Genomic DNA, 25,588 nt, shown 5'->3' on the forward strand with positions numbered 1-25,588 from the left:
TTATTCAGCCGCTTCGGTCATGACCCGCGCCGGGTGGATGAGCGGCACCGGACTGCTGGCATAGACCTGCTCCGTATGCGGTTCATCCGGTTTGTTCGGACGCATGGACCAATGGAATATTCTGCCCATCCAATGGCTCACATCATCCATGATTGTGTAGAAGGATGGTACAAACACCAGCGACAGAACTGTTGAAACCAGCAGACCGCCAATCACCGCAATCGCCATCGGGGCCCGGAATTCACCGCCATCGCCAAAAGCCATTGCTGCGGGCAGCATGCCTGCCGACATGGCAATCGTCGTCATCACGATTGGCCGGATGCGTTTGCGCCCGGCATCAATAATTGCCTCATTGCGCGGTATCCCATGCTTCACTTCTTCTATGGCAAAATCGACAAGCATGATCGCATTCTTGGTGACAATGCCCATCAGCATCAAAATACCGATGACCACGGCCATGGAGACGGAATTATTGGTCAAAAGCAGAGCCACCGCGACACCTGCAATCGAAAGAGGCAGTGACATGAGGATGGTGAAGGCGTGGAACACACTGCCAAAGAGCAGGATCAGCACAACGAAGACCAGCATCAGGCCCATGATCATTGCATCGCGGAATCCGGTAAAGACTTCACCCATCACCTCGGCATCGCCGGTTTCCTGAATCCTGACGCCTTCCGGCATGGATTTGGTCTGCGGCAGGTTTTTGACAATGGAGAGGCCCTCGCCAATTTCCTTGCCCTTGGCCATGTTTGCGCCAACGACGACCCGGCGTTCGCGGTTGAAGCGCTCAATGGAGGAGGGACCCTGTCCAAAGCTGATCTGCGCAATTGATTCCAACGGAACGACTACACCGGCAGGTGTTGTTACGGTCAGGGTCTGGAGCACAGAAAGGTCACGGCGCGAATCCTCGGTCAATTGAACGCGGATCGGGACCTGCCTTCCATCAACCGTATATTTTGCCAGATTGGCATCAAGATCACCCAAGGTCGCAACACGCAAAGCCTCCGACAGCGCTGATGTCGACAGGCCCAGCTCCGCCAGCTTATCCATGCGCGGTGTCACTATGATCTCGGGGCGATCCAGCGCCGCCGTGGATGACACAGCCTGAAAGTCGCCGGTTGCAGTCATGGCGCTTTGCAATTGTCTTGCCTGCTGGGTTACTTTCTCACCATCATTGCCGATGACGCCGACAGCAAATTCGCGTTCGCCGCGATCATTGACGAAATTGGCGCGCAGATCGGAAACCTCGGACAATTTGTTGAAAATGTCGGTCTCCACCTGTTTCTGAGTGCGGTCCCTTTCAGATTTATGGCTGAGCTTAACGACCATCGTTGCGCGCCTTGTATCCAGCGAACCCGTTGGCGACGCACCGCCCGTCACATAGGTCTGCTTGACTTCTGGTATCTGGCGAACAAGTGATGCCGCCTCGTCACTAACGCGGCGTGTTTCCTCGATAGGTGCACCCGGAGGCAGTTCAAGGCTCACGACAACCCGGGCTTCATCCTGTGGCGGGACAAAGCCCGATGGCAGAAAGCCCATGGCCCAGATTGCAACAGCAAAAAGAGCCACGCCGCTGCCCAGCGTCAGCCAGCGGAAACGCAAAGTGACGGTCAGGAAGCGGGTATAGGCCTTGATCCAGCCGGTTTCTTCCGAGCCGTGGTGCAGGCTTTTTCCGTCGCGCAACAGATAGGCGGTCATCATCGGCGTAATAAGCCGTGCAACGAGCAGCGAGAAAAAGACCGCGACCGCAACCGTCAGACCGAATTGCTTGAAATATTGACCGGCAATGCCGCTCATGAAGCTGACCGGTGCGAACACGGCAATGATTGTGGCCGAGATGGCGATAACAGCAAGCCCGATTTCGTCGGCAGCTTCCAGTGAAGCCCGATAGGGTGATTTGCCGGATCGCATATGCCGGACAATGTTTTCGATTTCGACGATAGCATCATCGACCAGAATACCGGTCACCAGAGTAATACCAAGCAGACTGATCAGATTGAGCGAGAAACCCAGCATGTCGATGGCCCAGAAAGTAGGGATCGCCGACAAGGGCAGGGCAACAGCCGCGATCAATGTCGCCCGAATATTGCGCAGGAACAGGAACACGACAATGATGGAAAGCACGGCACCTTCAATCAGCGAACTCATCGCGGATTCGTAATTGCCATAGGTATAATTGACCGAATTATCGATCATGCTGAAGCGTGTATCGGGGTATTTCTGCTGCAACTGATCGATGCGCGCCTGCACGGCCGCAAAGACTTCCGTATCGCTGGCTCCCTTTGCGCGGAACACACCCAGCGAAACAACCGTCTGATTATCGACACGCGCAAAGGATTTTGGCTCTTCAAAAGCGTCGCTGACAGTTCCGATTGCATCGAGCCGGACAGAGCGTCCACCGGCGAGCGGAATTTCCACGGCACGCAAATCTTCGAGCGAACGGGAGCCGCCCAAGGTTCGGATCGTCTGTTGCGTATCGCCCAGATCGCCGCGACCGCCGGTCAAGTCGGCGCTCATGGATTTCAGGGCACGATTGACATCGGCAGCGGTAACCCCGAGTGCGGTCAATCGATCGGGGTCGAGCGAGACACGTATTTCGCGCTTCACCCCGCCATAGCGCTCCACCTTGCCAACGCCCTTGAGCCCCTGAATGTCGCGGATAATCGTGTCATCGACAAACCAGGAAAGCTGTTCCGCCGTCATTGCCGGAGCGGAAATGCCGTAGGTCAGGATTGCCGAACCTTCGACATCCACCGAATTGATCAGCGGTTCCTTGATGGTCGCTGGAAGATCATCGCGGATGCGCGATACGGCATCCTTGACGTCGTTCAGCGCTTTTTGTGTATCAACCTCCAGCCGGAACTCGACAAGCGTTGTCGAATTGCCTTCGGTCAGATTGCTGATGACATTCTTGACGCCGGTAATATTGGCGACAGAGTCCTCAACCCGCTTGGCAATCTGGGTTTCCAGCTCTGTCGGCGCAACGCCTGGATCGGTTATTGAAACCGATATCAGCGGCACGTCGATATTGGGGAAACGGGTGATGGGCAGTTTGGAAAAGGCCATCAGCCCCAGCACGGTCAAAACGACAAAGAGGAGAATTGCCGGAACCGGGTTGCGGATGGACCAGGCGCTGATGTTCCAGTTCATTTGACCGCTCCGGTCTGCTCGGCTGAGACACGAACCGGGGTAACGCGGTCGCCATCGGCGACGAATGTTCCGGCGCGGGCGACGATTTCTTCGCCCTCGGCAAGACCCTCAAGTACTTCGGCGGAATGGCCGTTGCGAATGCCGATCTTCACCTTGCGGCTTTCGACAACACCGTTCTTGACGACCTGAATGAGCGTCGCCGGCCCATTATAGACAATAGAGGAAAGCGGAACGCTAATGCCGCCACGACGGGCAAGTTCAATGACAGCGCGGGCAAAATTGCCCGGGCGGATTGAAGGGTTCTTCTCAAGCGACACTTTTACCGCGCCCAGACGCGAGCTTGCTGAAATCTCCGGAGAGATCAGGCGGATTTTGCCTGCGACCGGTTCTTCCATGCCCGAAACGCGGACAGAGACCGGCATGCCCGCCTTTAACAGCGGCAAATCGACTTCCGGAATATTGCCTGCGAGCTCAAAATCATTATCGCGGGCAATGCGGAACAATGGTCCCGCATTAGCGGAGACGATTGCACCAAGAAGCGCGTCGCGGCTCAAAATAACGCCGCTTGCCGGGGCTCTTACATCGGCTTTCTCCAGACGCAGCATGACATCGCGTTTTTGGGCGGCGACAAGTTGCAACTGCGTTTGCGTTGCCACCAGCGCGTGACGAGCCGTGTTCAACTTGGCATTGGCGCTGTCATGGGCATTGGTTGCATTGTCAAATTCAGCTTTGGAAGTGAAGCCCTTGGCGCTTAAGGAGCGGGCACGCTCCAGCGCTTCCAATGCTTGCCGTACGGCAATCTGCGCATCGACAATCTGTGCTTCGGACTGTGCGATGGACGCGGCGGCCTGAGCCCCTTGCGCTTCGATTTGCGCAAGCTGGATCTCAAGCGAAGACTTGTCGAGCCTTGCCAGGATGTCGCCTTCCTTGACCACATCGCCCTGATCGGCATTGAGCTCGAGCACAAGCAGTCCGGCAACATCCGTGCCGACGGCAACCTCCTGCCGGGGAACAATGGTTCCCGTTACAGTCAGTGTCGCCACCATTTCCTGCTTTCCGGCAGTGACCACATTGATCGAGGGAGCCTTGGGTTCGCTTGCAACCGCTGGTGTGTCTTCCGCCGCGGCAATTCCGGGCAAGGACAAGGCGAAACCAATCGCCACAATGAAGGAGAAGAGAACTTTTCTGAGATTGCGGTGAGGGTGGCGGTTCATCTTGGAGCCTGGGGGTGAGAGCTATAGTTGCTTGTTCGTTGGTCGCAAAACGGCGGTTGCCAGCGCACGGAACACGGGTTCCAATGCTTCCAGCGGCACGCCTTGTGCTGGAAAATTGCGAAGGATAATGCCTTCGCCCATGGCTGCGAGCGTGGCGACGGCAAGCTCCAGTTCGACCACCGGGTCGATAAGGCCGGCCTCTTTTGCTGCGGTAAATGCAGCAATCAGCCTTTCACGCATCATGCCTTCATGCAGTTCGCAAATGGCAGCAACCGCATCATTGCGTGTCGCCTCGGCGCGTACTTCAATGAAAAGGCGCGCACTGGCATCGGCTGGGCCGTTATTGCTCATATCCATCGACATGTGGCGCACATGCTCTATGCCCACTTTGACAACGGCCTCAATAATGTCATTGCTATTGGACATGCGATCAAGGATCTCTGCGCTTTCACGCCGATGTTGCGCACAAATATGTTCAATGATCGCCTCTTTTGAGGAGAAATAACGATAAAGCGCGCCAGGGCTCATGCCAGCCTCGGAACAAATGTCATTCATGGAGGCTCCGCGAAAGCCGGAGCGGATGAAACAGGTGGTTGCAGCGGCAAGGATGCGCTCTTCCTGCGCCTCGCGATTGCGCGCCCGCTTGCCGAACAGCTTGGTGACAAAACAGCATGATCCTTCCGTATCATCACTTGATGCGGCGGGTGTCTGCCTTGGCATTGCTTGATCGGTCATCAGTCACCAATAAAAAAGAGAGAACGTTCTCTCTCATTTATATCAGCTGCACAATATCGTCAATATGAGAATGATCATTCTTGTTTTACTGCTGACAAAAAAACCGTACTGCATGGGAATAAACCCGCGATAGGCTACGTATATCGGTCATGAGCAATGAGAAAACCCGCTTCGACGTGATTGGCCAGCTTGGATCGCTGCGCCGTTATGCGCGCTCGCTGGCTCGTAATGAGCAGGATGCCGAGGATCTCGTGCATGATGCGCTGGTGCGGGCCTATGAAAAGCAGGCGAGTTTTCGTCCGAACGGTAATTTGCGGACATGGCTGTTTTCCGTGTTGCACAACACGTTCATTGATGGTTTCCGCTCGCGCCAGGCTGATGCGCGCAGAATAGCCCAGACAGCAGAGACGGCGGAAACCGTCCAGCAGCCATCGCAGGAACATGCGGTGCGGCTGGAACAGATACGCCAGATGTTTGAAACCTTGCCCGAAGAGCAGCGAAGCGCGCTGCATCTGGTGGCTATTGAGGGGCTTTCCTATGAGGAAGCTGCCGGAATTCTGGACATACCTATCGGCACATTAATGTCGAGGGTCAGCCGGGCACGGGCTTTCATGCGCGCCAGCGAAGGTGAAGAGCCTTCTTCCCGCGCTGCCCAACTGCGAATTGTCGGAGGTCGTGATGATTAAGACAAGAGACCCTATCGTGCAGGCCGATTTTGATGCCTATGTGGACGATCAGCTGGATGGTGCGCGCCGTATCGAGGTGGCTGGATATCTTTCCGAGCATCCCGAAGATGCTGCCCGCGTCATGGCAGATTTGCGTGGCCGTGATGAATTGCGTCTCGCGCTCTCAGCGCCCGCTTCGGTTTCCGGCCTTGCTTCTGCACAGGCTGCCGAGCGGCTTCAGCGCAGCCTTGGGCGCAGGCAGATTTTCAATCGGCTGCAACGCGTTGCGGCGGTGGCATTGCTTGTTGGCCTCGGTTGGATGGCCCATGCCGGTTTTGGTCCGTTGATCGTTTCGGAGGTTGTCGCTTCACAGCCGGCTCCTGCCTATGTCCAGGATGCGGTGATGGCGCATCGCACGTCGCTGGTCCGCGCTGCAATGACATCGCAGCCCGGCACCCGAAATTATGACCCGGCTGAAATACGTGCCGCCACGGCAATCATTATGCCCAAGCTTCCAACCGAATGGAAAGTGAAGGACGTGCAATTGTTCCCGTCTACATTCGGACCAAGCATTGAACTTGAGATCGGATCGTCTGTCACGGGTGCCCTGTCTCTTTTTGCGGTTCGCCCCGGGTCATTTGATGTCGTTAAACCACGCATTGTCGAGATTGAAGACATGAAAGCAGCCTATTTCCAGATCGGCGACGTCGCCTATGCACTCGTTGCCGATGGTGGTTCCGATGAGCTGGGCAAAGCCGCTACTCAACTTGCCAACACACTTTACTGATCAACAACAGAAGGAACGTTCTGATGAATACACCACTTCGTTATGGCATCGACCGGGCAGGCGGCCAGTCAGCCGCTGCGTTCGACGAGGGCCTGCGCCAGCATATGCTGCGCATCTACAACTATATGGGCCTTGGCCTTGTTCTCACCGGTGTTGTCGCTTTCGTCGTCGCTTCAACGCCAGCACTTTATGTACCAATCTTCTCGACACCGCTTAAATGGGTGGTGATGCTGGCGCCGCTGGCTTTCGTGATGTTCTTCTCGTTCAAGATGCAGACAATGTCGGCAGCTTCCGCTCAAATGCTGTTCTGGGCGTTCTGCGCCGTCATGGGCCTGTCCATGGCTTCCATCTTCCTGGTCTTTACCGGCAACAGCATTGCGCGCACATTCTTCATTGCTGCAACAATGTTCGGTGCAACCAGTCTTTACGGTTACACCACCAAGCGTGACCTTTCGCAGTTCGGCTCGTTCCTGATCATGGGTCTGATCGGTGTTGTCGTTGCCAGCGTGGTCAACATCTTCCTTGGTTCGACAATGATCCAGTTTGTGGTGTCAGTTGCCGGCATTCTCGTCTTCGTCGGTTTGACCGCCTGGGACACACAGACGATCAAGGAACAGTATGGCGAGAATATTGATTCAGAGACACAGCAGAAAATGGCCGTATTCGGTGCGTTCTCGCTCTATCTCAACTTCATCAATATTTTTCAGCTTCTGCTGAACTTTACAGGCGAGCGCGAATAGCAACGCCTGAAGAGTTGACGAAAGGGCCGGAGAAATCCGGCCTTTTTTGTTGGTTATTATTCGCCGCGGGGGCCGAAAATGGCTGCGCTTGCCCAAGTCTGCTCAATACGATCAAGCGTTTTGAAAGTGATTTCGAGGTTACGAATATTGTCGGGGCTGTCGGCAACGATTTTATGGCAGTTGGCGGCGATGGCCGTCATGTCGGCGCAAAGCTCCTTGCCCTTTTCCGAAAGCTTGATTCGCGCTGCGCGGCGATCACGCTGCAGGGCGTTACGCTCAATATAACCGGACTCACCCAGCTGCTTGAGGTAGTAGGAAAGGTTGGTGCCCGCATAGGGACCGCGTTCCATCAACTGCGTGACAGAAATTTCATCATCGCCAATTGCCAGAAGCAGCATCAGATGGGCGTGGCCGATTTCTTCAACGCCGCGACGGGTCATTTCCGATTGCATAAAGGCTGCAAATCGTCTGTTCACCCGCTCCAGCGTGCGCGCAAGTTCAAAATGTGTGATGTTCGGTGCCGGAATATTGGCGGGCTTGCGGCCACCAAATGGCTTCGACACGTCATCCGGTGCCGCTTCGTTATCAATCATATGTTGCAGATAATTCGGTACCATCGAAGTCTCCGTAACGGTGCCCACCGCCAGTTTACGAGAAAACTTACCAGCGCTTAATGGTGCGCCGCACATCAAAGCAATTAACAAGACAATCAATCAGAAGCCATCGGTATATAAGCATAAAGTATTAGAGAAAAGCATTCATTTACGATCGTGCCGCTTTTTTTCATGATGGCTTCCCTTGGCGCAGATTGGGACAAAAAGTGCCAAGCGGCGCCATATTCCGTTATTATGCCGACATATATTAAATAATATGCACAATGCGTAAGCTTATATCTGATGATGGATAAATATTAGGCAGCTATTCTTGCTGACGCCAGCGAAGCAACAATTGACCCTGCAGGGCAAAGGTTTCACGCGTTCATTCGAGGCCTGCAAAAGTGCACAAGAAAATTGTGGCAGACGTGGCGACACGGGTAGCCGGTTGGCAGAGGTACGGAAATCCTAATATTCTCGACGAAATGAACAAGGGCGTTGCCGATATGCCCGCCGGCAACTCGGCTCGATAGCAATTGCTGACGTAAACGCCCTGTTCATTCCAATCCTCTGGCCGAGTACCGGGGCCGCATCTCCGCAGGGAAGCGGCTGCGGAGGATGACTCGCCGCAACAATTGTTGAAAACCGGCGAATCGCATGGCAAAAAACTATTAACTTTTCCTGTCTATATCAGGAACAATGTTACGAAAATTGTCTCTGAAAATGGCAGTAATCGCCGTCATTCTGGCTCTGGGCGGGTGCGCATCTGCGCCCAGCCGGATTAATAATGTCTGCGCTGTTTTCGAGCAACGCGATGGTTGGTTTGATAATTGGTATGTTGCTGCCAAACAGACCGAACGCGAATATGGCGTACCAGTGCCAATTCTCATGGCGACCATCCGCAAGGAATCCGGGTTCAGTCCCCGTGTAAAGCCACCGCGTACAAAGCTGCTTGGCTTCATTCCGTGGAAGCGGCCATCCTCCGCCTATGGTTTTTCGCAAGCGCTGGATGGAACGTGGAAACAATATCAGCGCGAAACCGGGCGCTATGGCGCAAGCCGCAGCAAGTTTGCCGATGCGGTCCATTTCGTTGGCTGGTATCACTCCAAGAGCAACAAGACGAACGGCATCGAGTTGAATGATGCCTATCATCTCTATCTGGCCTATTATTTCGGTCACGGCGCTTTTTCACGCGGTGAGTGGAAAAGCAATGCCAGCATGCAGCAGGTCGCCCGCGCCACCACCAAAATGGCCGAGGATTACGCCGCGCAAATGCGAAACTGCAATCAATAACTCTGTTGGAGTGTCATTGTCGGCGCGAATTCTGCTCGAATTTCAGTTTGCCGCACCAGTATCTTGTGTGGTTCGACAAGCTCACCATGAGGAAAGCTGGCGATTGCAGGGAGTCAGGATTTGCAACGCTGGCAACTGTTATTGCAGCACTTTAACCATCCTCATGGTGAGCCTCGTCGAACCACGTATAACGCTGTTGCCACGCCCTTTAAGCGAGAGCCTCACCCATGGAATCAAGGATTGCTGTCCAGCCTTTGTTATGGCCATCGCGCGATTCTTCATTGCGGAATTTCACATGCCGCAGGGTAACATCCGTCTTGCCCTGACCCGCTTCCACAAAATCAATCGTGACCACGCTGTCATCGAGTGAGTGCGGAGAACCCCATGTGAAAGAGAGCCGCGAATGCGGATCGATTTCAAGATAAGTCCCATAATGCGGGATTTCGCGTTCGCTCGTCACCATGATGATCTCGAAGCGGCCGCCTTTGGTCGGGTCATTCTTCACCTTGGAGTCCGCGATGCAACCCGGCGGACGCATAAATTTTGCCATGGCGTTTGGGCTGATCCAGGCATTGAAAACCTTCTCGCGTGGTGCGGCGATTGTGCGGTTGATCGTCAGTTCTAGCTCACTCATTTTCGTCATCCTCCAAAAGCATGTTCTCAAGCGCTGTCAGGCGCAATTCCCAAATCGACTTCAACTGACCGAACCAATCTTCGGTAAGTCTGAGCGGGGCAAGCTCGGCAGCGATAAAGTGCTCGCGGCCCGAAGTCTGCCGGGTGACAAGTCCTGCTTCCTCCAGCACCTTGATGTGTTTGGAAACGGAATTCAGGGACATGTCGAAATGGGCAGCAAGTGAGGTCACCCTCAACGCACCCTCCTGAACAAGGAGCGTCAAAATCTGTCGCCGTGTCGTATCGCCAGCGGCCTTCAGAATTCTTGACAGGGCATCGTCGTCCATTTCATTCACCCATATGGTTGAATATCGCATCTGCGCATATTAGTCAACCATATGGGTGAATATTATTTCCCGTGCAATCTGAATGTCCGGTTTCGCACAGAAAAACCGGAAACAATGTCCCGTTGATTCTGCTGCCTATGGGCGAGGGCTCTACATTTGCAGCAGGACGTTGAACCCGCCATAGATCATGCGCTTTCCGTCAAATGGCATTTGGTCCATCTGCTTTGATAGTCGCGGGTCGTCCATGACCAGCTTGTTTATCTTGTCGCGTTGCTCACGGGATTCGTAGGTGATCCAGGAAAAAATCACGATCTCGTCGTCCTTTGCCTGTACGGAGCGGGGAAACGACGTCAGTTCGCCATAGGGCACATCATCGCCCGTGCATTCAACATAGCTTAGCGCGCCATGCTCCATCCAAACCTCGCCTCCCAGTTGGGCAAGCGCCCTATAAGCGTCGATCTTGTCCTTCGGAACTGCAAGTATAAAGCCATCAACATAGGTCATTTTGATTTCCTCTCATGGTTCACTCCCAAAGGAACGTTTGAGGAAATCCAAATCCTACATCGCTGTTAAGTTTTTGCCGGCGAGGTTTGAGCAATATGTGCCCGAACGTGTCGTGGGTTGAGCAGAAATATCGGAATAACTGTGCCAACATGTTGGGCGGGCGATCGTTACGAGCTATATCATCTTTATTTGCCGCTTCATCCAACATGGGTTCGCTCAGGAATGACAAAACTGCTTGCCAGCGTACAGAATCTGCCTGAGGCGGAAATCGTCTTCGAAAATGGTGCGGACATTATTGATGTCGGCGGTCCGGCCATAGCCATGTCAGGCTCGGTCGAATCCGGGCCTTTGCCGGAAATCATCAATTTCGTGGCTGGCCGCAGGCCCGTTTGTGCCGATGCCAGCCATTTGCCGATGCAGGCAGATGTGATGCGCCGCAAGGTTGGAGAGTTTGTCGCTGCGGGTGTGGAATATATACGGGTGGGCTTGCGTCCGGGCGAGAACCTGCTGGCAGTGATCGAGGCGATCAAGCCGTTCACCTCCAAAGTGAAGCTTGTCGCCGTCATGTTTGCTGAAGAACAGAGCCGATATCCCAAATCATTTTTAGATGACCTGGTTGCGGCCGGTTTTCACGCCGCCATGATTGACACGGAAAACACGCTTGGCGAACGCTTGCTCAACCATTTGTCGCCTGACCAGATCGGTCAGTTCTTCAAGCTCGTTCAGTCGAAAGGATTGCTGGCGGGTGCCGCCGGTTCGCTCGAAGCGCCCGATATTCCACGGCTGCTTTCCTACAGGCCGGATATGCTTGGTTTTTGCGCCGCATTGCGCACTGACCTTTATTGGGCGGCGCCAATGGATGGTCCTGGGGCAGCAAAGATAAGAGGGCTGATTCCGAAAGGCGCAGTGCGGTCCGTTGCACCATTGGCGGACGGCAGCGAGCCAGGGTTGGGTACGGACAAGATTTTCGTGCGCGATTTTGTTTTGCCGGTCGAGATCGGTGCCTATAGTTTCGAGCATGGCAAGACCCAGAAGATGCGCTTCGATGTTACTGCCGAAGTTGTTCGCGTTGCCCGCAATGCAGAACAATTGCGTCATGTTGTTTCCTATGATCTCATCATGGACGGCATAAGAGCCATTATCGCCCGGGGCCATGTCGAGCTGTCTGAAACATTGGCCGAACAGATTGCGGCTTTCATTCTGGAAAATCCGCGTGTGCTGAAAGTTGTGGTCAGGGCCGAGAAGCTGGAATTGGGGCCGGGCGGCGTCGGAGTTGAGATTGAGCGCCGCCGCGGTGAAACCGAAGGCTGGGGCGCTTTTCACTAGGTTTGTCTGGCCGTGCGGTTTTTGGTGCGTGGTTCGTCCTTTGACACGCTCAGGAGCTCACCATGAGGGAGGTTGTTATTTGCGGAAACCTTCCTGCAATACTGCGATGTATTGCAATCAATCCACATTACTCATGGTGAGCTTGTCGAACCACGCACTATTGGTTCCCGGGCATCAGCGATAAGGATTTCGTGCTCGGCGCAATGATCGAGAAGGTTGTGCAGTGGCAGCCTGGCAAAGAAGAGGGCCCGCTAGAGGGAACGCCGCAGGATGACCCGCGTTATGCCTTCGTAAAATATGATGTCTGAAAGGCAAGATTGAAGACCTGTCATTCCACCAGCCGAGATTGAAATTAGCTGCGCGACAGAACACAAAATTCCCGGGTCGAAATTAAAGAAACGATCGTTCAATTAATTTCGACCGGATTTCCAGAAATCGGCAATATTTGGAGGCTAAAAACAGGCTTTATAAACACGCTGCGCTGAAAATCGCACAACCTCGCTACACATTTGCGGAAAACTTCCCGAAGAATCGCCAAATTTTCCCGAAAAAATTCAACTTTTAAGTGCATTTCAGTTGTCTAAAGTTGTGCGAAGCGCATGTTTCGTTGCGATAAATGCCGTCCGCGACTGGCATTGCCGGAATTATTGCCTGTAAGATGTGAGCCCGAAACAACCTTGCCCGAACAAGAAAGTTGATGCGGTGACAGACCGAAAATCGCCCTTGGCGCCGTTCAAAAACGACACGTTCCGTAACATCTGGATTGCAAGTCTATCCTCGAATTTTGGATCTTTGATCCAGTCCGTTGGTGCAGCCTGGATGATGACGACCATTTCCAGTTCTGTGGGCATGGTGGCCTTGGTTCAGGCCTCGACCGCATTGCCTATCATGTTGTTTTCATTGGTGTCTGGCGCGCTCGCGGATAATTTCAATCGCCGCCGGGTGATGCTTGTGGCGCAAAGTTTTATGTTGGCTGTGTCCGTTTCTTTGTCGGCATTTGCCTATTTCGGGCTCATTACGCCTTGGTTGCTTCTCGCCTTTACCTTCCTGCTGGGATGCGGGACGGCATTGAACAACCCGTCATGGCAAGCCTCTGTGGGCGACATGGTTCCGCGCGATGACCTTCCGGGCGCTGTGGCGCTCAACAGTATGGGCTTTAATATAACGCGCAGTGTCGGCCCAGCTATTGGTGGCGCTATTGTTGCTTTCGCGGGAGCCGCAGCTGCATTTGCAGTCAATACTCTCAGTTACTTGCCCTTGATACTTGCCTTGTTTCGCTGGCAACCAAAATATGATGCTAATCCTTTGCCGAGAGAAACTCTCGGGAGAGCCATTTCTGCAGGTTTGCGTTATGTTGCGATGTCTCCGAACATTGCAAAAGTCATATTCCGCAGTTTTGTTTTTGGGCTTTCTGCCAGTGCTGTTCTCGCTTTGCTGCCATTGGTTGCACGCGATCTGGTGAAAGGTGGCCCGCTGGTTTATGGCATTCTGCTTGGCGCCTTTGGCATAGGGGCCATTGGCGGAGCGCTTTTAAGTGCCCGCCTGCGTGAGTTCATGTCAAGTGAAGCCATTGTAAAATCAGCGTTTATCGGGTTCGCGCTTAGTGCTGTCGTAACTGCTGTCAGCACCAATACCTGGCTGACTAGTGCTGCGCTTCTTGTATCCGGCGCGTGTTGGGTGCTGGCCCTGTCGTTGTTCAACGTCACCGTACAGCTATCGACACCACGCTGGGTTGTGGGCAGGGCGCTGTCGCTCTACCAAACGACAACTTTTGGTGGCATAGCCGGAGGAAGCTGGATATGGGGTCAGGCCGCTGCAGAACATGGTGCGGAAATGGCGTTGCTTGCATCGAGCGTGGTAATGCTTATAGGCGGCGCGATTGGTCTTCGTTATGCTTTGCCGGAATTCAAAACACTCAATCTGGATCCGCTCAATCATTTCAGTGAACCATTGCTGGCGCTTGATCTTAAACCGCGCAGCGGGCCCATTGTTATCATGATTGATTATGTCATCAAGGAAGAGGACGTGAACGAATTTCTTCAGGTAATGGCGGCGCGGCGGCGCATCCGAATTCGCGATGGTGCAGGCCATTGGGCCCTGATGCGCGATCTGGAGAACCCGGAGATTTGGACGGAAAGCTACCATACGCCGACCTGGGTGGAATATGTGCGCCATAATCAACGCCGCACAAAGGCCGATGCCATTGTCGGAACGCGGATCAGAGCCCTTCACAAGGGCGATACTGAGCCGCGTGTCCACCGCATGATCGAGCGGCAGACGACGCTGCCTCACGATATTGCCGCTCATAAAATGCCCATAGATATGTCTTGATTATCAAGGCTTTAAGTCTATTGCTGCTCGAAAGCTTCCATCCATATAAAATGGAACGGAAGCATGCACATGAGCGATTTTCCAGATGCCGCCCTGTTTGATTAGACCCAGCGTCTGCCGAAACCACAGGTCGGCCTTATCACCCGTGGTTTTCGTGCCGGTCATTCTGACCAGACAGCGCGCAAAAGCAACGTCGTCGCTTGCCGTAATATCCAACTCCTGCGACTCATTTCCGATAGGCCCGGTCCAGCTATCGAACCAGCTTTGAATGCCTTCGGCATCCTTGCCACGATACTGTAATGGTGGGGCAAGACTGAACTCGACAATGTCTTCCGTCAGATAAGAAAGCGTGCTCTGCGCATTCTTGTTGGAAATTGCATCCGACCAGTTCTTGAGGGTGTCCTCAATGGCGGTATTTTGATTAATACTTGTCACTTTTACTTCCTTCCAGTGTTAATTGCGGAGTGTGAAGCGAGTTTCAAAGTTTTGCGACGAGCGCCTCAAGTTGATCGGTGCATTGACCCCAACCTTCATGAAATCCCATCTTCTCATGTGCTTCGCGATCAGCCACGGACCAGTGACGGACAAGCGCCGTGTATTTCGTTTTGCCTTCCTGCTCCTCGAAAGTAAGAATCAGTGTCATGAAAGGTTTTTCTGAAGGAAACCAAGCACTGGTGAAAGCATCAGTGACCACAATCCGTTCATTCTCAATGACTTCAAGATACACACCTCGATTGGGGAATTCATTCCCGTCCGGTCCGCGCATGGTGATGAAGTTGGATCCGCCAACGCGCACATCCAGTTCCGCATGCGGTGTTGTATAGGGCAGGGGCGCGAACCATTGTTTCAATAATTCCGCATTGGTCCAGGCTTTAAAAACCTTTTCCCTGGGGGCGTTGATGAGGCGTGTCAGAACCAGATCACGATTTGTATTTGCCATTGTATCCATTGCAGTTCTCCTTGTTTCGATGGTCTGAACTAAGGACGAACGGCATGCGTGAAATCCGACATTTACCGCGAAAAAAATTGACGGTTATTTTTTTGAGAGACTATCAAGGTGGGTGCGGATATGGGCTGCTTCAGCGGCAGTATTGGCAAGAGCGATTGCGCGGTTGAATGCTTCGCGCGCTTCTCCATTCCGGCCGATTTTCATCAGCAATCCGCCCTTGACCCCGAAATAGTGAAAATAACCTGAGAGCCGCTCTTCCAATGGTTCGATGAGCGTCAGTGCCGCTGCGGGCCCGCGCACTTTAGCGACGGCAACTGCGCGGTTAAGCGTGATCACAGGTGAGGGCATCATGCGCTCCAGCGCGCGATAAAGCACGTCAATTTCGTTCCAATCAGTCTCTTCTGCGGTGGGCGCGCGCGCATGCAGCGCTGCTATTGCCGACTGAATTTGGTAGGGACCGGGCTGCCTGTGCCGCATCGCTTTATCGATCAGGGCCAGGCCCTCATTGATCATTTCACGGTTCCAGAGTTTGCGGTCCTGTTCCTCCAAAAGAATGACTTCGCCATTTGCATCGAAACGTGCAGCCGATCGCGCATTCTGTAGTAACAATAATGCCGCCAGGCCCATTATTTCGGGTTCGGTCGGATACATGCGCAATAGAAGCCTGACCAGACGGATTGCTTCGTCGCACAGCGGAATGCGGGCTTTTTGTTCGCTGGCGGCAGCGGAATATCCTTCGTTGAAAATCAGATAGATCATTGCCGCGACCGCCGCTAGCCGCTCAGCACGTTCGATGGGATCGGGCGTTTCAAACGGGATTTCGCCTGCGCCAATCCGGCTTTTTGCACGTGTTATGCGCTGTTCTATGGCGCTTTCGCCGACCAGAAAGGCTTTGGCAATTTGTTTTACCGAAAGGCCCGAAACGATTCTCAACGCCAATGGAATTTGTTGCGTTGCCGGAAGGTCAGGATGGCAGCAGATGAACAAAAGACGAAGGATATCATCACGATAATCCGCTCCGTCGATGTTCTCTGCAATCGTCGTTTCATTATCCTCCAGATCAGACAGCACTTCTTCAGGCGGCAATGGCTGCTGCTTTGCCTGACGGCGAACCACATCAATTGCGCTGTTGCGCCCGACGAAAATCAGCCAGGCCGTTGGATCGCGTGGCGGACCGTTCTTGGTCCAGTTTTTCAGCGCTTTGACGCAGGCCTCCTGAAACGCTTCTTCCGCTACATCAAGATTGCGAAAGTAACGCAGCAGCGCGCCTACAGCCTGCGGGCGGGCCGCTATAAGTGCCGCATCGATCCAACGTGCATCTGTCATGGTTTGGTTTGTCCGGGTCTGAATATTGAAATAGGCCGAATTTCGTAGGATCCCGTTCCGGGATTAGCGATCGAAAGTTCCTTGGCAATATCAAGTGCTTCGTCCAAAGAGGCGCAATCGACGACATAGAAGCCGAGGAACTGTTCCTTGGTTTCGGCAAAGGGACCATCAATAATGACGGGATCATTGCCGCTCTTGCGTAAGGTTGTTGCAGCTGTCGTCGGCAGCAGCCGTGCTACCGGACCGAGCTTTCCTTCCTTGGTCAGTCGTTCCTGAACAATTGCGAGCCGCGCCATGACAGCATCGTCCTCGTCTTTGGACCAGGCACCAACGATGTCTTCGGAATTGTAGCAAAGAATGGCGTAGAGCATTTTATTTCCTCTTCTTCATAGGATGACGAACCAGTATGACTTATGCCGACAACGGGTCAAAAATTTATTGCGATTCGTATCTGAAAGGTATCATCGTGAGAAAAACAGGTTGGTCACCGGAACAATATCTGAAGTTCGAGGACGAGCGCACGCGCCCAGCCAACGATCTTTTATCGGCGGTGCCGACGGCGGAAGTAGAATTTGCAGTAGATCTCGGCTGCGGCCCGGGAAATTCTACAGAACTCTTGCTCAAACGCTATATCTCAGCAGAGATTCTGGGAATAGACTCATCTGCAGAGATGATTGCGCAGGCTCGTGAAAGAGTGCCGAATTGCAGGTTTGAACAGGGGAATCTCGATACTTGGCGTCCGGAAAAGAAAGCTGACCTCCTTTACGCCAATGCTTCAATGCAATGGCTGTCTGGGCACGACACACTGTTTCCGCAACTCACGCAGTTTCTCAATATTAATGGTTCCTTGGCAGTGCAGATGCCGGACAATCTGGAGCAGCCGACCCATATTGCCATGCGGGAGGTTGCGGCCGACAAACGTTGGGCCGAAAAGCTTTCCGGAGCCAATGCAGCCAGAAGCAGTTTGGGCGAGGCTTCATTTTACTATGATTTACTTAAACCTCACGCTCGGCGTGTGGATATCTGGCGCACCATCTACCATCATCCGCTAAAAGGGCTCGAGGGTATTGTTCAGTGGTTTCTGGGCTCCGCGTTAAGGCCGTATCTTGCTGCGTTGAGCGAAGAACAGAAGCCGCAATTTATTGAAAAATATCAGGAATTACTCGCTCAATCATATAAGCCAATGGACAATGGCATTGTGCTCTTGCCATTTCCGCGTCTGTTCATCATAGCAACAATCTGAATATTCGTCTTAGCTTAGGGGGACCATCATGTTCGAAAAGCTTTTCAAGCTTAGCGACCACCAGACATCCGTAAGGACGGAGGTTTTGGCGGGCCTGACAACATTCCTGACCATGTCGTACATTATATTTGTCAATCCAGACATCTTGTCTTCGACTGGTATGGACCGCAACGCTGTCTTTGTTGCGACTTGTCTCGCAGCGGCGCTGGGTTCGGCCATCATGGCCCTTGTCGCCAATTGGCCAATCGGCATGGCCCCCGGCATGGGATTGAACGCGTTCTTTGCCTTTACAGTGGTTGCGGCACTTGGTTTTACCTGGCAGCAAGCGCTCGGCGCAGTCTTCATTTCAGGCTGTATATTCCTGTTGCTTACGGTAACAGGCATCCGAAGCTGGCTTGTTTCAGGCATCCCAAAATCCATTCGCAGCGCTATCGCCGCCGGTATTGGTCTCTTCCTTGCGCTGATCGCATTGAAGACGTCGGGCATTGTCGTGGACAATCCCGCGACGCTGGTTGGGCTTGGAAATCTTGGCGATACCGGCGTTCTGCTTGCTATATTGGGTTTCTTTGTCATTGCAGCTCTCGATGCACTCAAGATTCGCGGCGCCATTCTCATTGGAATACTTGTTGTGACTGTGCTGTCGATGGTTCTTGGTGTCAGCGAGTTCAAAGGCGTCTTTTCAATGCCTCCAAGCTTGGCCCCAACATTCTTTCAGCTCGATATAGCGGGAGCGTTGCATACCGGTTTTCTGCAAGTCATTCTGGTGTTTGTACTGGTTGAGGTATTTGATGCCACCGGCACCCTCATCGGTGTCAGCAAACGTGCGGGCCTTATCGAGGAAGGTAAGCCCAATCGCTTGGGCCGTGCGCTTTTTGCCGACAGCACCGCCATTGTAGCCGGGTCGGTTCTAGGAACCAGCAGCACCACGGCCTATGTTGAAAGTGCATCAGGAGTGCAGGCAGGCGGACGCACTGGTTTGACGGCTCTGGTTGTTGCGCTGTTGTTTCTTGCAGCTTTGTTCATAGCGCCATTGGCTGCGTCGGTTCCCAGCTATGCGACCGCGCCTGCATTGCTTTATGTCGCGGGTCTGATGATGCATGAACTGGTGGAAATCGAATGGGATGACATTACGGAGGCCACGCCAGCTGCATTGACTGCATTGGTAATGCCGTTCACTTATTCAATTGCAAACGGTCTTGCTTTCGGGTTCATCAGCTATGTAATTTTGAAGGCGGTAACCGGAAAATTCAGAGATATTCATTTGGCAACATTGCTTGTGGCGGCTTTATTCGTGATCCGGTTTGCATTTTTTCCGCATTAATTGACCGGCGAACAGCGCGAATGTGCTCTATTCGCGCTCTTCTCGCTCCATAGGAGGAAGGGGACCTGCGGAATAGCAATATTGCCGATTGTGAATGATATTATAATATTATAAATAGTATCAGGGAGAGAGGGAGGCAGAGGCTGCACGGTTCAGAAACCGTTGCGTGGCATGTTTTGCAATCTCCTGTGTAAAGTCACCCCATGAATTTACAGGCAAGCACTTGGCAGGCAGGGAACTCACCGATTACGACTTTCGCACGACGGGCCAGTCGCGAACGCATCATGGTCATGTTATGCGTGATCTTGGTATGAAGATCATCAGCGGCGCCTATCCTGAAAAGAGTATACTTCCAGGAGATACCGAACTTCTGCAACGTTTTGGAGTATCGCGAACCGTTTTGCGTGAAGCGCTGAAAACGCTGGCGGCGAAAGGTCTGATCCAACCGAAAGCCAAGATCGGCACAAGGGTCTTGGAACGATCGCATTGGAACCTGTTCGATCCTGATATATTGGTTTGGCATTTCGAGGCCGGCGCAACAGCCGATTTTCTGGCGAGTATTGTCGAGATGCGTCTGGCATTGGAGCCTGAGGCGGCGGGTCTTGCAGCATTGCGACGTACGGACAAACAATTGGAAACATTGTTTCGCTGGGTCGAGCGGATGGGAGAGGCAAAAGAGTCCGCAACGGACTTTGTCTACAGCGATTTGCAGTTCCATATTGCCGTTGCAGAGGCTTCCGGGAATCCCTTCATGCGCTCTATCAGTGCACTGATAGAGGTAGCTCTGGTGACGACATTTACCATCAGCTCGCCGATTCCTAATTCAGAAAGTCATATCCGTTCAGTAGCCCGCCATGCAGCAATTGCTGCGGCAATTCGTGACGGAGATGTGGAGGCTGCCAAGGCTGCGATGCGCGTTGTCATTGCCGAAGGCGCAGAGCGTGTCCTGGTCGCAGGGCGCGCAGCGTCATAGAACTCGCACTATAACCAGCCGGTATTATCACATGTCGAGGCTGTTCTTCCGTCAATACCGATAACGGAAGAACACGCTTCGATCATACAGAAGATACTTAAAGTGCTGTGATCTTCACTTTGGAAGGCTTTTCCACCTTGAGCGGATTGCGCAAGGGAAGGCCGAAAGCTGGTGCCTCGATTTCGAATACGTCGCCATTCTCGGGCTTTATACCATCCGCAAATGACAATGTTGCTGTTCCGAACATGTGAATATGAATGTCACCTGGTTGACGGAAAACCGAATATTTGAAGTGATGATATTCCAGATTTTCAATCGTATGGGACATGTTATCTTCGCCGGAAAGAAATGGCTTTTCCCATATAGTCTTGTTTTTTCGCGTAATGCGGGATGTGCCGCGAATATCTGCTGGCAAATCGCCAAGGATCAATTCTGGGCCGACCGAGCAGGGGCGAAGCTTGGAATGAGCAAGATAAAGATAGTTTACGCGCTCCATGACATGATCGGAGAATTCATTGGCCAGCGCGAAGCCCAGCCGGAAAGGTGATCCATCCGGGCCTATCACGTAAATGCCAGCGATTTCCGGTTCTTCCCCTGCATCATCGGCAAAAGCTGGAGAAAGCAGGGCTTGGCCTGGGCCAGTCAGCATTGATCCGTTGCCTTTGTAGAACCATTCCGGTTGAACTCCGGTCTTTCCCTTTTTGGGTTTGCCCTCTTCAAGACCCATACGGAACATTTTCATAGAATCGGTGAGTGTTTCTTCTTTGGCATCGCCAATCTTGCGGTGCATGGCATCGCGAGTTGCAGCAGATCCAAGATGTGTCAGCCCGGTTCCTGTCAGATGGATATGAGCTGGATCATGGGTATCGATGGGCGGCAGCAGTCTGCCTTCACTATAGGCAGCAGCGATATCGACGGTCTTTCCAAGTCCGCGAATTTCAATAATTGCAGCAATGCCAGTCCCAGCTTCGATTGCCGCATGGGCCAGTTCCAATACAGAACGGGTCCGTTTTACCAGACGAAACTCTTCGCCGATACGTGCAGCAACCTGACGCTTGCCCTTGGTATTGAGTAGTTGAACCAGATTCACAATTTCCTCCCGGTGTTCATTTGCAAATATTTATATAAGGGGATCGACGGATATGTCTTCCAAAAAATATTATAATAGGATTATATGGCATTAAGCCAGCGTTGAGTAGCCTGATGCGCAACTGAAAATGTTTGTGCAGCGGAATTTCACAATCGTGAAAGAAGGCCTATTCCAAAAGTCATACTTTTCAGATAAATGTGCAGGCGGGCCCTGCCTTGGGAGGACTGGTTCAATCTTGGCAAAGCTGGCTGCGGTCAACAAAAGCGCGTAATTTGATTGGAAATTGGGAGGATAGACGTGAAAATACTTAATTTGGTTGCTGCGGGACTGATCGCGCTGGGCGCGATGAGCACGCAAACTTTTGCACAAGACAAAGGCACCGTTGGCATTTCCATGCCTACCAAAGCCTCCGCCCGCTGGATTGCTGACGGCGATAACATGGTCAAGGCGTTGAAAGAACGTGGCTATGGTACCGATCTGCAATATGCGGAAGATGACATTCCCAACCAGCTGGCCCAGATCGAGAACATGGTCACCAAGGGCGTCAAGGTTCTTGTGATTGGTGCCATCGACGGCACCACGCTTTCGAATGTGTTGCAGCAGGCACATGATGCCGGTATCAAGGTTATCGCCTATGATCGCCTCATCCGTGATTCCGGTAATGTTGACTATTATACAACATTCGACAACTTCCAGGTTGGCGTTCTACAGGCGAGTTCACTGGTCAAGGCGCTTGGACTTCCTGATGCGAAGGGCCCGTTCAACATCGAGCTATTCGGCGGCTCACCAGACGACAATAACGCCTTTTTCTTCTATGATGGCGCAATGTCGGTGCTTCAGCCTTTGATCGATAGCGGCAAACTTGTTGTCCAGTCCGGCCAGACAGGCATGGATAAGGTCGGAACACTGCGCTGGGACGGAGCTGTTGCTCAAGCCCGCATGGATAATCTCCTTTCAGCCTACTACACAGACAAGAAGGTGGACGCAGTTCTGTCGCCATATGATGGTCTGTCCATTGGCATCCTCTCTTCGCTACGTGGCGTAGGCTATGGCACGAAAGATCAGCCATTCCCGTTCGTTTCCGGACAGGATGCTGAAGTGCCTTCCGTCAAATCCATTATCGCAGGCGAGCAGTATTCAACGGTCTACAAGGATACACGCGAACTAGCCAAGGTTACGGCCAACCTTATCGACAAGGTGCTGAAAGGCGAAGAGCCGGAAATCAACGACACAAAGACCTATAATAATGGTGTGAAAGTTGTTCCAGCCTATCTTCTCAAGCCTGTTGAAGTCGACAAGACCAACTGGAAAGAGATTCTGATTGGTGGTGGCTACTACACCGAAGATCAGCTGAAATAAGCTGACAGATCGCATGAACCCTGCATCTTGCGATGCAGGGTTCTTTTCCTATTGCAGTGACGTCGATGAGGATCTCGATGGATACAATCCTCGAAATGCGCAATATCACCAAGACCTTTCCTGGTGTCAAAGCGCTGAATAATGTCAATCTTAATGTTCGCAAAGGTGAAATTCACGCTCTGGTGGGCGAGAACGGAGCCGGAAAGTCAACCCTGATGAAGGTGCTAAGCGGAGTTTATCCGCATGGCAGTTATGAGGGAGAAATTTTCTACAAGGGCGAGGAGCAACGCTTCCGCGATATTAGCGACAGTGAGAAAAAAGGCATTATTATTATACATCAGGAGCTGGCTTTGGTGCCGCTGCTGTCAATTGCTGAAAACATCTTTCTTGGTAATGAACCTGCAAAGTTTGGCATTATTGATTGGCACGTAGCGGAAACCCGCACGCGCGAATTGCTTGCCAAGGTTGGCTTGAAAGAAGACCCGCTGACGCTCGTGACCAATCTGGGTGTGGGCAAGCAGCAATTGGTGGAAATTGCCAAAGCCTTATCCAAGGAAGTTGAACTTCTCATTCTTGACGAGCCCACAGCCAGTCTTAATGAAAAGGATAGCGATGCCTTGCTTGAATTGCTGCTGGAATTCAAGGCGCAGGGTATCTCGTCGATCCTAATCTCCCACAAGCTCAATGAAGTCGGTAAAGTCGCGGATCGCATTACAGTCTTGCGCGATGGTGCAACCATCGAGACGCTGGATAAGCAGGATATTTCCGAAGACAAGATCGTAACTTTGATGGTCGGCCGCCAATTGGCAGACCGCTATCCGCAGCGTGTGCCAAATATTGGCGAAGTTGTCTTCGAGGTGAAGGACTGGGTGGTCCACCATCATCTCCATAGCGACCGCACCGTGGTCAACGGGATCGGCATGAATGTCCGCAAGGGCGAAGTCGTTGGCATCGCAGGGCTGATGGGGGCCGGACGAACTGAATTCGCCATGAGTGTCTTTGGCAAGGCCTATGGCAGCAAGATCAGCGGCGAAGTTTTCATCAAGGGCAAGAAGGCCGATGTTTCAACCATTGGACGGGCCATCGATAATGGCATTGCCTATGTCACGGAGGACCGCAAGACCTATGGCCTCAATCTGATTGATCACATCAAGCACAATACCACGATCGTTAATCTGGAAGGTGTTTCCAGTAATGGCGTTCTAGATGATATGACCGAATTGAAGGTTGCGAATGAATATCGCACCAAAACCAATATCCGTTCATCCAGCATCTATCAGAAAACCGGAAATCTTTCCGGCGGCAATCAGCAGAAGGTCGTTCTGTCGAAGTGGCTTTTTGCCAATCCGGACTTATTGATTCTGGATGAGCCAACGCGTGGCATTGATGTCGGTGCCAAATATGAAATCTATTCGATCATCAATCAGCTTGTGGCGATGGGTAAAAGCGTTTTGGTGATCTCGTCGGAAATGCCGGAACTTCTCGGCATATGCGACCGGATTTACGTTATGAATCAGGGCAAGCTCGTTGGCGAAATGGCTGCCAGCGAAGCCAGCCAAGAAAAGATCATGCGCGCCATTATCCGCGCTGAAGGGAAATAATCATGAGTATTGAAACTGCACCGGCAAAAATTCAGACCGACGGTTCGGCGACAAAAGGCAATTTGCGTGAATACGGGCTGGTTGCGGCGCTGATTCTGATCATGCTGTTCTTTCAGTTCACCACCAATGGCACGCTGTTCCGCCCGGTGAACCTCACCAATCTCGTTTTGCAGAACAGTTACATTATTATCATGGCTCTCGGCATGCTTCTGGTCATTGTTGCCGGACATATCGATCTTTCTGTCGGTTCCGTGTCGGGCTTTGTGGGCGGATTGGCTGCTGTCATGATGGTGAAATGGCAAATTCACTATGTGCCGGCAACGATACTCTGCCTCATAATGGGTGGTGTAATCGGCGCGGCACAGGGCTATTGGGTCGCCTACCACAAAATACCATCCTTTATTGTCACGCTGGCTGGCATGCTGGTTTTCAAAGGGCTGGCCCTTTGGTTGCTCGGTGGACAATCGGTTGGCCCGTTCCCGCCTCAGTTCCAGCTTTTGAGCTCTGGTTTCATTCCTGACTTCTTTGGCGTCGTTGGCTTCAACGTAACTTCCATGCTGATCGGTATCGTTCTGGTTGCCTTAATGATCTATTCAAGTGTCCGTGGCCGGGCAAAGCGCGAGAAGCATGGCTATCACGGTGAGCCCTTTGCGCTCTTTGTAGCCAAGAACCTTATCATCGGCGGTATTATTCTATTCCTTGTTTACCTGCTGTCTTCTTATAAGGGGCTGCCCAACGTTCTCGTCGTCATGTCACTGCTGATTGCGCTTTTCGTCTTCGTGACCAAACGCATGACAATTGGCCGACGTATTTACGCCATGGGCGGTAATGAAAAAGCGGCAAAGCTCTCTGGCATAAAGACCGAGCGGCTAACCTTCTTCACCTTCGTCAACATGGGTGTATTGGCCGCGCTTGCTGGATTGATTTTCGCTGCGCGATTGAACACGGCAACGCCGAAAGCCGGTCTTGGCTTTGAGCTCGACGTCATTGCGGCTGTGTTTATTGGCGGCGCATCGGCAATGGGGGGCGTCGGTCAGGTGATGGGCGCAGTTATTGGCGCCTTCATCATGGGCGTCATGAATAATGGCATGTCGATTATGGGCGTTAATATTGATTGGCAACAGGTGATCAAAGGGCTGGTGCTTCTGGCTGCAGTGGTCTTTGACGTTTACAATAAGAACAAGGCTTGAGCCGTTCAACTGACGGCTCGTTCTCTCGTAATTCAAAAACCGGGGCTGGCCATGATGGCAGCCTCGTTTTTTTTGTGAAGAAATCGTAAATCGGCGAAGGAAAAATCTACATTTTGTTGAGTTATCCCCAGGGATTGGGATTTGTTTTATAAAAGTTATATTTTGGGGATTTTTTTGAGAAAGTGTTGTTGACAGTTTTGTGGAGTGGGGTCTATATACCGACACAACGAGGGCGGGGC

Annotated in this window: 25 protein-coding genes; 13 read left to right on the forward strand and 12 right to left on the reverse strand. The window is 52.6% G+C overall.

Features of this window, described 5'->3' with window-relative positions; translation table 11 throughout:
- The 3 genes from ACTJI9_RS17865 to ACTJI9_RS17875 are packed head-to-tail and all read right to left on the reverse strand — an operon-like array spanning position 1 to position 5,099.
- Positions 1–3,150: an efflux RND transporter permease subunit gene (locus tag ACTJI9_RS17865; protein ID WP_440809783.1), complete on the reverse strand. Its 3,150-nt coding sequence runs from the start codon at positions 3,148–3,150 to the stop codon at positions 1–3.
- Positions 3,147–4,364 (reverse strand): efflux RND transporter periplasmic adaptor subunit, encoded by a 1,218-nt coding sequence (locus ACTJI9_RS17870; protein ID WP_440809785.1) that lies wholly within the window; start codon positions 4,362–4,364, stop codon positions 3,147–3,149. Before ACTJI9_RS17870 ends, ACTJI9_RS17865 begins: the two co-directional genes overlap by 4 nt.
- A gap of 21 nt (positions 4,365–4,385) precedes the next feature.
- On the reverse strand, positions 4,386–5,099 hold the full coding sequence (locus tag ACTJI9_RS17875; protein WP_440809788.1) for a TetR/AcrR family transcriptional regulator: 714 nt from the start codon (positions 5,097–5,099) through the stop codon (positions 4,386–4,388).
- Positions 5,100–5,248: 149 nt separating this feature from the next.
- Between ACTJI9_RS17875 and ACTJI9_RS17880 the strand changes: the two genes are divergently transcribed.
- The 3 genes from ACTJI9_RS17880 to ACTJI9_RS17890 are packed head-to-tail and all read left to right on the forward strand — an operon-like array spanning position 5,249 to position 7,291.
- On the forward strand, positions 5,249–5,785 hold the full coding sequence (locus tag ACTJI9_RS17880; RefSeq protein WP_115055085.1) for a sigma-70 family RNA polymerase sigma factor: 537 nt from the start codon (positions 5,249–5,251) through the stop codon (positions 5,783–5,785).
- A complete protein-coding gene (locus ACTJI9_RS17885) occupies positions 5,778–6,551 on the forward strand; it encodes an anti-sigma factor (protein WP_115055086.1) in 774 nt (257 codons plus the stop codon). Before ACTJI9_RS17880 ends, ACTJI9_RS17885 begins: the two co-directional genes overlap by 8 nt.
- Before the next feature lie 23 nt (positions 6,552–6,574).
- A complete protein-coding gene (locus ACTJI9_RS17890) occupies positions 6,575–7,291 on the forward strand; it encodes a Bax inhibitor-1 family protein (RefSeq protein ID WP_115055087.1) in 717 nt (238 codons plus the stop codon).
- A gap of 56 nt (positions 7,292–7,347) precedes the next feature.
- Here ACTJI9_RS17890 and ACTJI9_RS17895 read toward each other — a convergent pair whose 3' ends face one another.
- Positions 7,348–7,908, reverse strand: coding sequence for a winged helix DNA-binding protein (locus ACTJI9_RS17895; protein WP_115055088.1), 561 nt, complete (start codon positions 7,906–7,908; stop codon positions 7,348–7,350).
- Between the two features lie 380 nt (positions 7,909–8,288).
- On the opposite strand from ACTJI9_RS17895, the gene ACTJI9_RS17900 reads away from it, so the two are divergent.
- Positions 8,289–8,417: a hypothetical protein gene (locus tag ACTJI9_RS17900; protein ID WP_440809793.1), complete on the forward strand. Its 129-nt coding sequence runs from the start codon at positions 8,289–8,291 to the stop codon at positions 8,415–8,417.
- 166 nt (positions 8,418–8,583) lie between these two features.
- Entirely contained in the window at positions 8,584–9,177 is a 594-nt protein-coding gene (locus ACTJI9_RS17905; RefSeq protein ID WP_440809795.1) for a transglycosylase SLT domain-containing protein, read from the forward strand.
- A 208-nt stretch (positions 9,178–9,385) separates the two neighbouring features.
- On the opposite strand, the gene ACTJI9_RS17910 is transcribed toward ACTJI9_RS17905, so the two are convergent.
- The 3 genes from ACTJI9_RS17910 to ACTJI9_RS17920 all read right to left on the reverse strand — a co-directional run bounded on the left by ACTJI9_RS17910 (position 9,386) and on the right by ACTJI9_RS17920 (position 10,640).
- Positions 9,386–9,811 (reverse strand): SRPBCC family protein, encoded by a 426-nt coding sequence (locus ACTJI9_RS17910; RefSeq protein WP_440809798.1) that lies wholly within the window; start codon positions 9,809–9,811, stop codon positions 9,386–9,388.
- Positions 9,804–10,136 carry an ArsR/SmtB family transcription factor gene (locus tag ACTJI9_RS17915; RefSeq protein ID WP_115055129.1) on the reverse strand — a complete coding sequence of 111 codons (333 nt, stop codon included), beginning with the start codon at positions 10,134–10,136 and terminating at the stop codon, positions 9,804–9,806. The genes ACTJI9_RS17910 and ACTJI9_RS17915 overlap by 8 nt, the downstream gene beginning before the upstream one ends.
- A 150-nt stretch (positions 10,137–10,286) precedes the next feature.
- A complete protein-coding gene (locus ACTJI9_RS17920; protein ID WP_336441518.1) occupies positions 10,287–10,640 on the reverse strand; it encodes a DUF1428 domain-containing protein in 354 nt (117 codons plus the stop codon).
- A 222-nt stretch (positions 10,641–10,862) separates the two neighbouring features.
- Here ACTJI9_RS17920 and ACTJI9_RS17925 point away from each other — a divergent pair, with 222 nt between their 5' ends.
- Together ACTJI9_RS17925 and ACTJI9_RS17930 are read left to right on the forward strand one after the other, a co-directional pair.
- Entirely contained in the window at positions 10,863–11,966 is a 1,104-nt protein-coding gene (locus tag ACTJI9_RS17925) for a (5-formylfuran-3-yl)methyl phosphate synthase (RefSeq protein WP_440809800.1), read from the forward strand.
- Positions 11,967–12,668: 702 nt separating this feature from the next.
- Positions 12,669–14,297: an MFS transporter gene (locus ACTJI9_RS17930; RefSeq protein WP_115055130.1), complete on the forward strand. Its 1,629-nt coding sequence runs from the start codon at positions 12,669–12,671 to the stop codon at positions 14,295–14,297.
- A 3-nt stretch (positions 14,298–14,300) separates the two neighbouring features.
- Here the strand turns inward: ACTJI9_RS17930 and ACTJI9_RS17935 are convergent, their stop codons facing one another.
- The 4 genes from ACTJI9_RS17935 to ACTJI9_RS17950 form a co-directional block, all read right to left on the reverse strand.
- Entirely contained in the window at positions 14,301–14,723 is a 423-nt protein-coding gene (locus ACTJI9_RS17935; RefSeq protein ID WP_440809837.1) for a nuclear transport factor 2 family protein, read from the reverse strand.
- A 52-nt stretch (positions 14,724–14,775) separates the two neighbouring features.
- On the reverse strand, positions 14,776–15,246 hold the full coding sequence (locus ACTJI9_RS17940) for an SRPBCC family protein (protein ID WP_440809802.1): 471 nt from the start codon (positions 15,244–15,246) through the stop codon (positions 14,776–14,778).
- 84 nt (positions 15,247–15,330) lie between these two features.
- Positions 15,331–16,572 carry an RNA polymerase sigma factor gene (locus ACTJI9_RS17945; RefSeq protein ID WP_440809805.1) on the reverse strand — a complete coding sequence of 414 codons (1,242 nt, stop codon included), beginning with the start codon at positions 16,570–16,572 and terminating at the stop codon, positions 15,331–15,333.
- On the reverse strand, positions 16,569–16,943 hold the full coding sequence (locus ACTJI9_RS17950; protein ID WP_307277582.1) for a YciI family protein: 375 nt from the start codon (positions 16,941–16,943) through the stop codon (positions 16,569–16,571). The genes ACTJI9_RS17945 and ACTJI9_RS17950 overlap by 4 nt, the downstream gene beginning before the upstream one ends.
- 35 nt (positions 16,944–16,978) lie before the next feature.
- On the opposite strand from ACTJI9_RS17950, the gene tam reads away from it, so the two are divergent.
- The 3 genes from tam to ACTJI9_RS17965 all read left to right on the forward strand — a co-directional run bounded on the left by tam (position 16,979) and on the right by ACTJI9_RS17965 (position 20,109).
- Positions 16,979–17,815, forward strand: a complete 837-nt coding sequence (gene tam / locus ACTJI9_RS17955; RefSeq protein ID WP_337353463.1) for a trans-aconitate 2-methyltransferase — start codon at positions 16,979–16,981, stop codon at positions 17,813–17,815.
- A 28-nt stretch (positions 17,816–17,843) separates the two neighbouring features.
- A complete protein-coding gene (locus tag ACTJI9_RS17960) occupies positions 17,844–19,136 on the forward strand; it encodes an NCS2 family permease (RefSeq protein ID WP_307277587.1) in 1,293 nt (430 codons plus the stop codon).
- Between the two features lie 223 nt (positions 19,137–19,359).
- On the forward strand, positions 19,360–20,109 hold the full coding sequence (locus ACTJI9_RS17965) for a FadR/GntR family transcriptional regulator (RefSeq protein WP_440809808.1): 750 nt from the start codon (positions 19,360–19,362) through the stop codon (positions 20,107–20,109).
- A 97-nt stretch (positions 20,110–20,206) separates the two neighbouring features.
- Here the strand turns inward: ACTJI9_RS17965 and araD1 are convergent, their stop codons facing one another.
- Positions 20,207–21,199 carry an AraD1 family protein gene (gene araD1 / locus ACTJI9_RS17970; RefSeq protein ID WP_440809810.1) on the reverse strand — a complete coding sequence of 331 codons (993 nt, stop codon included), beginning with the start codon at positions 21,197–21,199 and terminating at the stop codon, positions 20,207–20,209.
- Positions 21,200–21,544: 345 nt separating this feature from the next.
- On the opposite strand from araD1, the gene chvE reads away from it, so the two are divergent.
- From chvE to mmsB, 3 genes are all read left to right on the forward strand, one after another.
- Positions 21,545–22,558: a multiple monosaccharide ABC transporter substrate-binding protein gene (gene chvE / locus ACTJI9_RS17975; RefSeq protein WP_115055132.1), complete on the forward strand. Its 1,014-nt coding sequence runs from the start codon at positions 21,545–21,547 to the stop codon at positions 22,556–22,558.
- Between the two features lie 77 nt (positions 22,559–22,635).
- On the forward strand, positions 22,636–24,159 hold the full coding sequence (gene mmsA / locus ACTJI9_RS17980; protein ID WP_337353465.1) for a multiple monosaccharide ABC transporter ATP-binding protein: 1,524 nt from the start codon (positions 22,636–22,638) through the stop codon (positions 24,157–24,159).
- A 2-nt stretch (positions 24,160–24,161) separates the two neighbouring features.
- The gene (mmsB, locus tag ACTJI9_RS17985; protein ID WP_115055101.1) at positions 24,162–25,349 is read left to right on the forward strand and encodes a multiple monosaccharide ABC transporter permease; all 1,188 of its coding nucleotides are present in this window, start codon (positions 24,162–24,164) and stop codon (positions 25,347–25,349) included.
- Positions 25,350–25,588 lie beyond the last annotated feature (239 nt).

This window comes from Phyllobacterium sp. 22552 (assembly GCF_052044585.1).
In the GTDB taxonomy this organism is placed as follows: domain Bacteria; phylum Pseudomonadota; class Alphaproteobacteria; order Rhizobiales; family Rhizobiaceae; genus Phyllobacterium; species Phyllobacterium ifriqiyense.

Excerpts from the sequence above, each read along its gene's own strand:
- ACTJI9_RS17885 (WP_115055086.1), top strand. The coding sequence starts at position 5,778 with ATGATTAAGACAAGAGACCCTATCGTGCAGGCCGATTTTGATGCCTAT.
- ACTJI9_RS17950 (WP_307277582.1), bottom strand. The coding sequence starts at position 16,943 with ATGCTCTACGCCATTCTTTGCTACAATTCCGAAGACATCGTTGGTGCC.
- mmsB (WP_115055101.1), top strand. The coding sequence starts at position 24,162 with ATGAGTATTGAAACTGCACCGGCAAAAATTCAGACCGACGGTTCGGCG.
- ACTJI9_RS17910 (WP_440809798.1), bottom strand. The coding sequence starts at position 9,811 with ATGAGTGAGCTAGAACTGACGATCAACCGCACAATCGCCGCACCACGC.
- ACTJI9_RS17905 (WP_440809795.1), top strand. The coding sequence starts at position 8,584 with ATGTTACGAAAATTGTCTCTGAAAATGGCAGTAATCGCCGTCATTCTG.
- ACTJI9_RS17895 (WP_115055088.1), bottom strand. The coding sequence starts at position 7,908 with ATGGTACCGAATTATCTGCAACATATGATTGATAACGAAGCGGCACCG.
- ACTJI9_RS17925 (WP_440809800.1), top strand. The coding sequence starts at position 10,863 with ATGACAAAACTGCTTGCCAGCGTACAGAATCTGCCTGAGGCGGAAATC.
- ACTJI9_RS17960 (WP_307277587.1), top strand. The coding sequence starts at position 17,844 with ATGTTCGAAAAGCTTTTCAAGCTTAGCGACCACCAGACATCCGTAAGG.
- ACTJI9_RS17920 (WP_336441518.1), bottom strand. The coding sequence starts at position 10,640 with ATGACCTATGTTGATGGCTTTATACTTGCAGTTCCGAAGGACAAGATC.
- chvE (WP_115055132.1), top strand. The coding sequence starts at position 21,545 with ATGAGCACGCAAACTTTTGCACAAGACAAAGGCACCGTTGGCATTTCC.
- tam (WP_337353463.1), top strand. The coding sequence starts at position 16,979 with ATGACTTATGCCGACAACGGGTCAAAAATTTATTGCGATTCGTATCTG.
- ACTJI9_RS17865 (WP_440809783.1), bottom strand. The coding sequence starts at position 3,150 with ATGAACTGGAACATCAGCGCCTGGTCCATCCGCAACCCGGTTCCGGCA.
- ACTJI9_RS17875 (WP_440809788.1), bottom strand. The coding sequence starts at position 5,099 with ATGACCGATCAAGCAATGCCAAGGCAGACACCCGCCGCATCAAGTGAT.
- ACTJI9_RS17880 (WP_115055085.1), top strand. The coding sequence starts at position 5,249 with ATGAGCAATGAGAAAACCCGCTTCGACGTGATTGGCCAGCTTGGATCG.
- ACTJI9_RS17870 (WP_440809785.1), bottom strand. The coding sequence starts at position 4,364 with ATGAACCGCCACCCTCACCGCAATCTCAGAAAAGTTCTCTTCTCCTTC.
- ACTJI9_RS17890 (WP_115055087.1), top strand. The coding sequence starts at position 6,575 with ATGAATACACCACTTCGTTATGGCATCGACCGGGCAGGCGGCCAGTCA.
- ACTJI9_RS17915 (WP_115055129.1), bottom strand. The coding sequence starts at position 10,136 with ATGGACGACGATGCCCTGTCAAGAATTCTGAAGGCCGCTGGCGATACG.
- ACTJI9_RS17940 (WP_440809802.1), bottom strand. The coding sequence starts at position 15,246 with ATGGATACAATGGCAAATACAAATCGTGATCTGGTTCTGACACGCCTC.
- mmsA (WP_337353465.1), top strand. The coding sequence starts at position 22,636 with ATGGATACAATCCTCGAAATGCGCAATATCACCAAGACCTTTCCTGGT.
- ACTJI9_RS17945 (WP_440809805.1), bottom strand. The coding sequence starts at position 16,572 with ATGACAGATGCACGTTGGATCGATGCGGCACTTATAGCGGCCCGCCCG.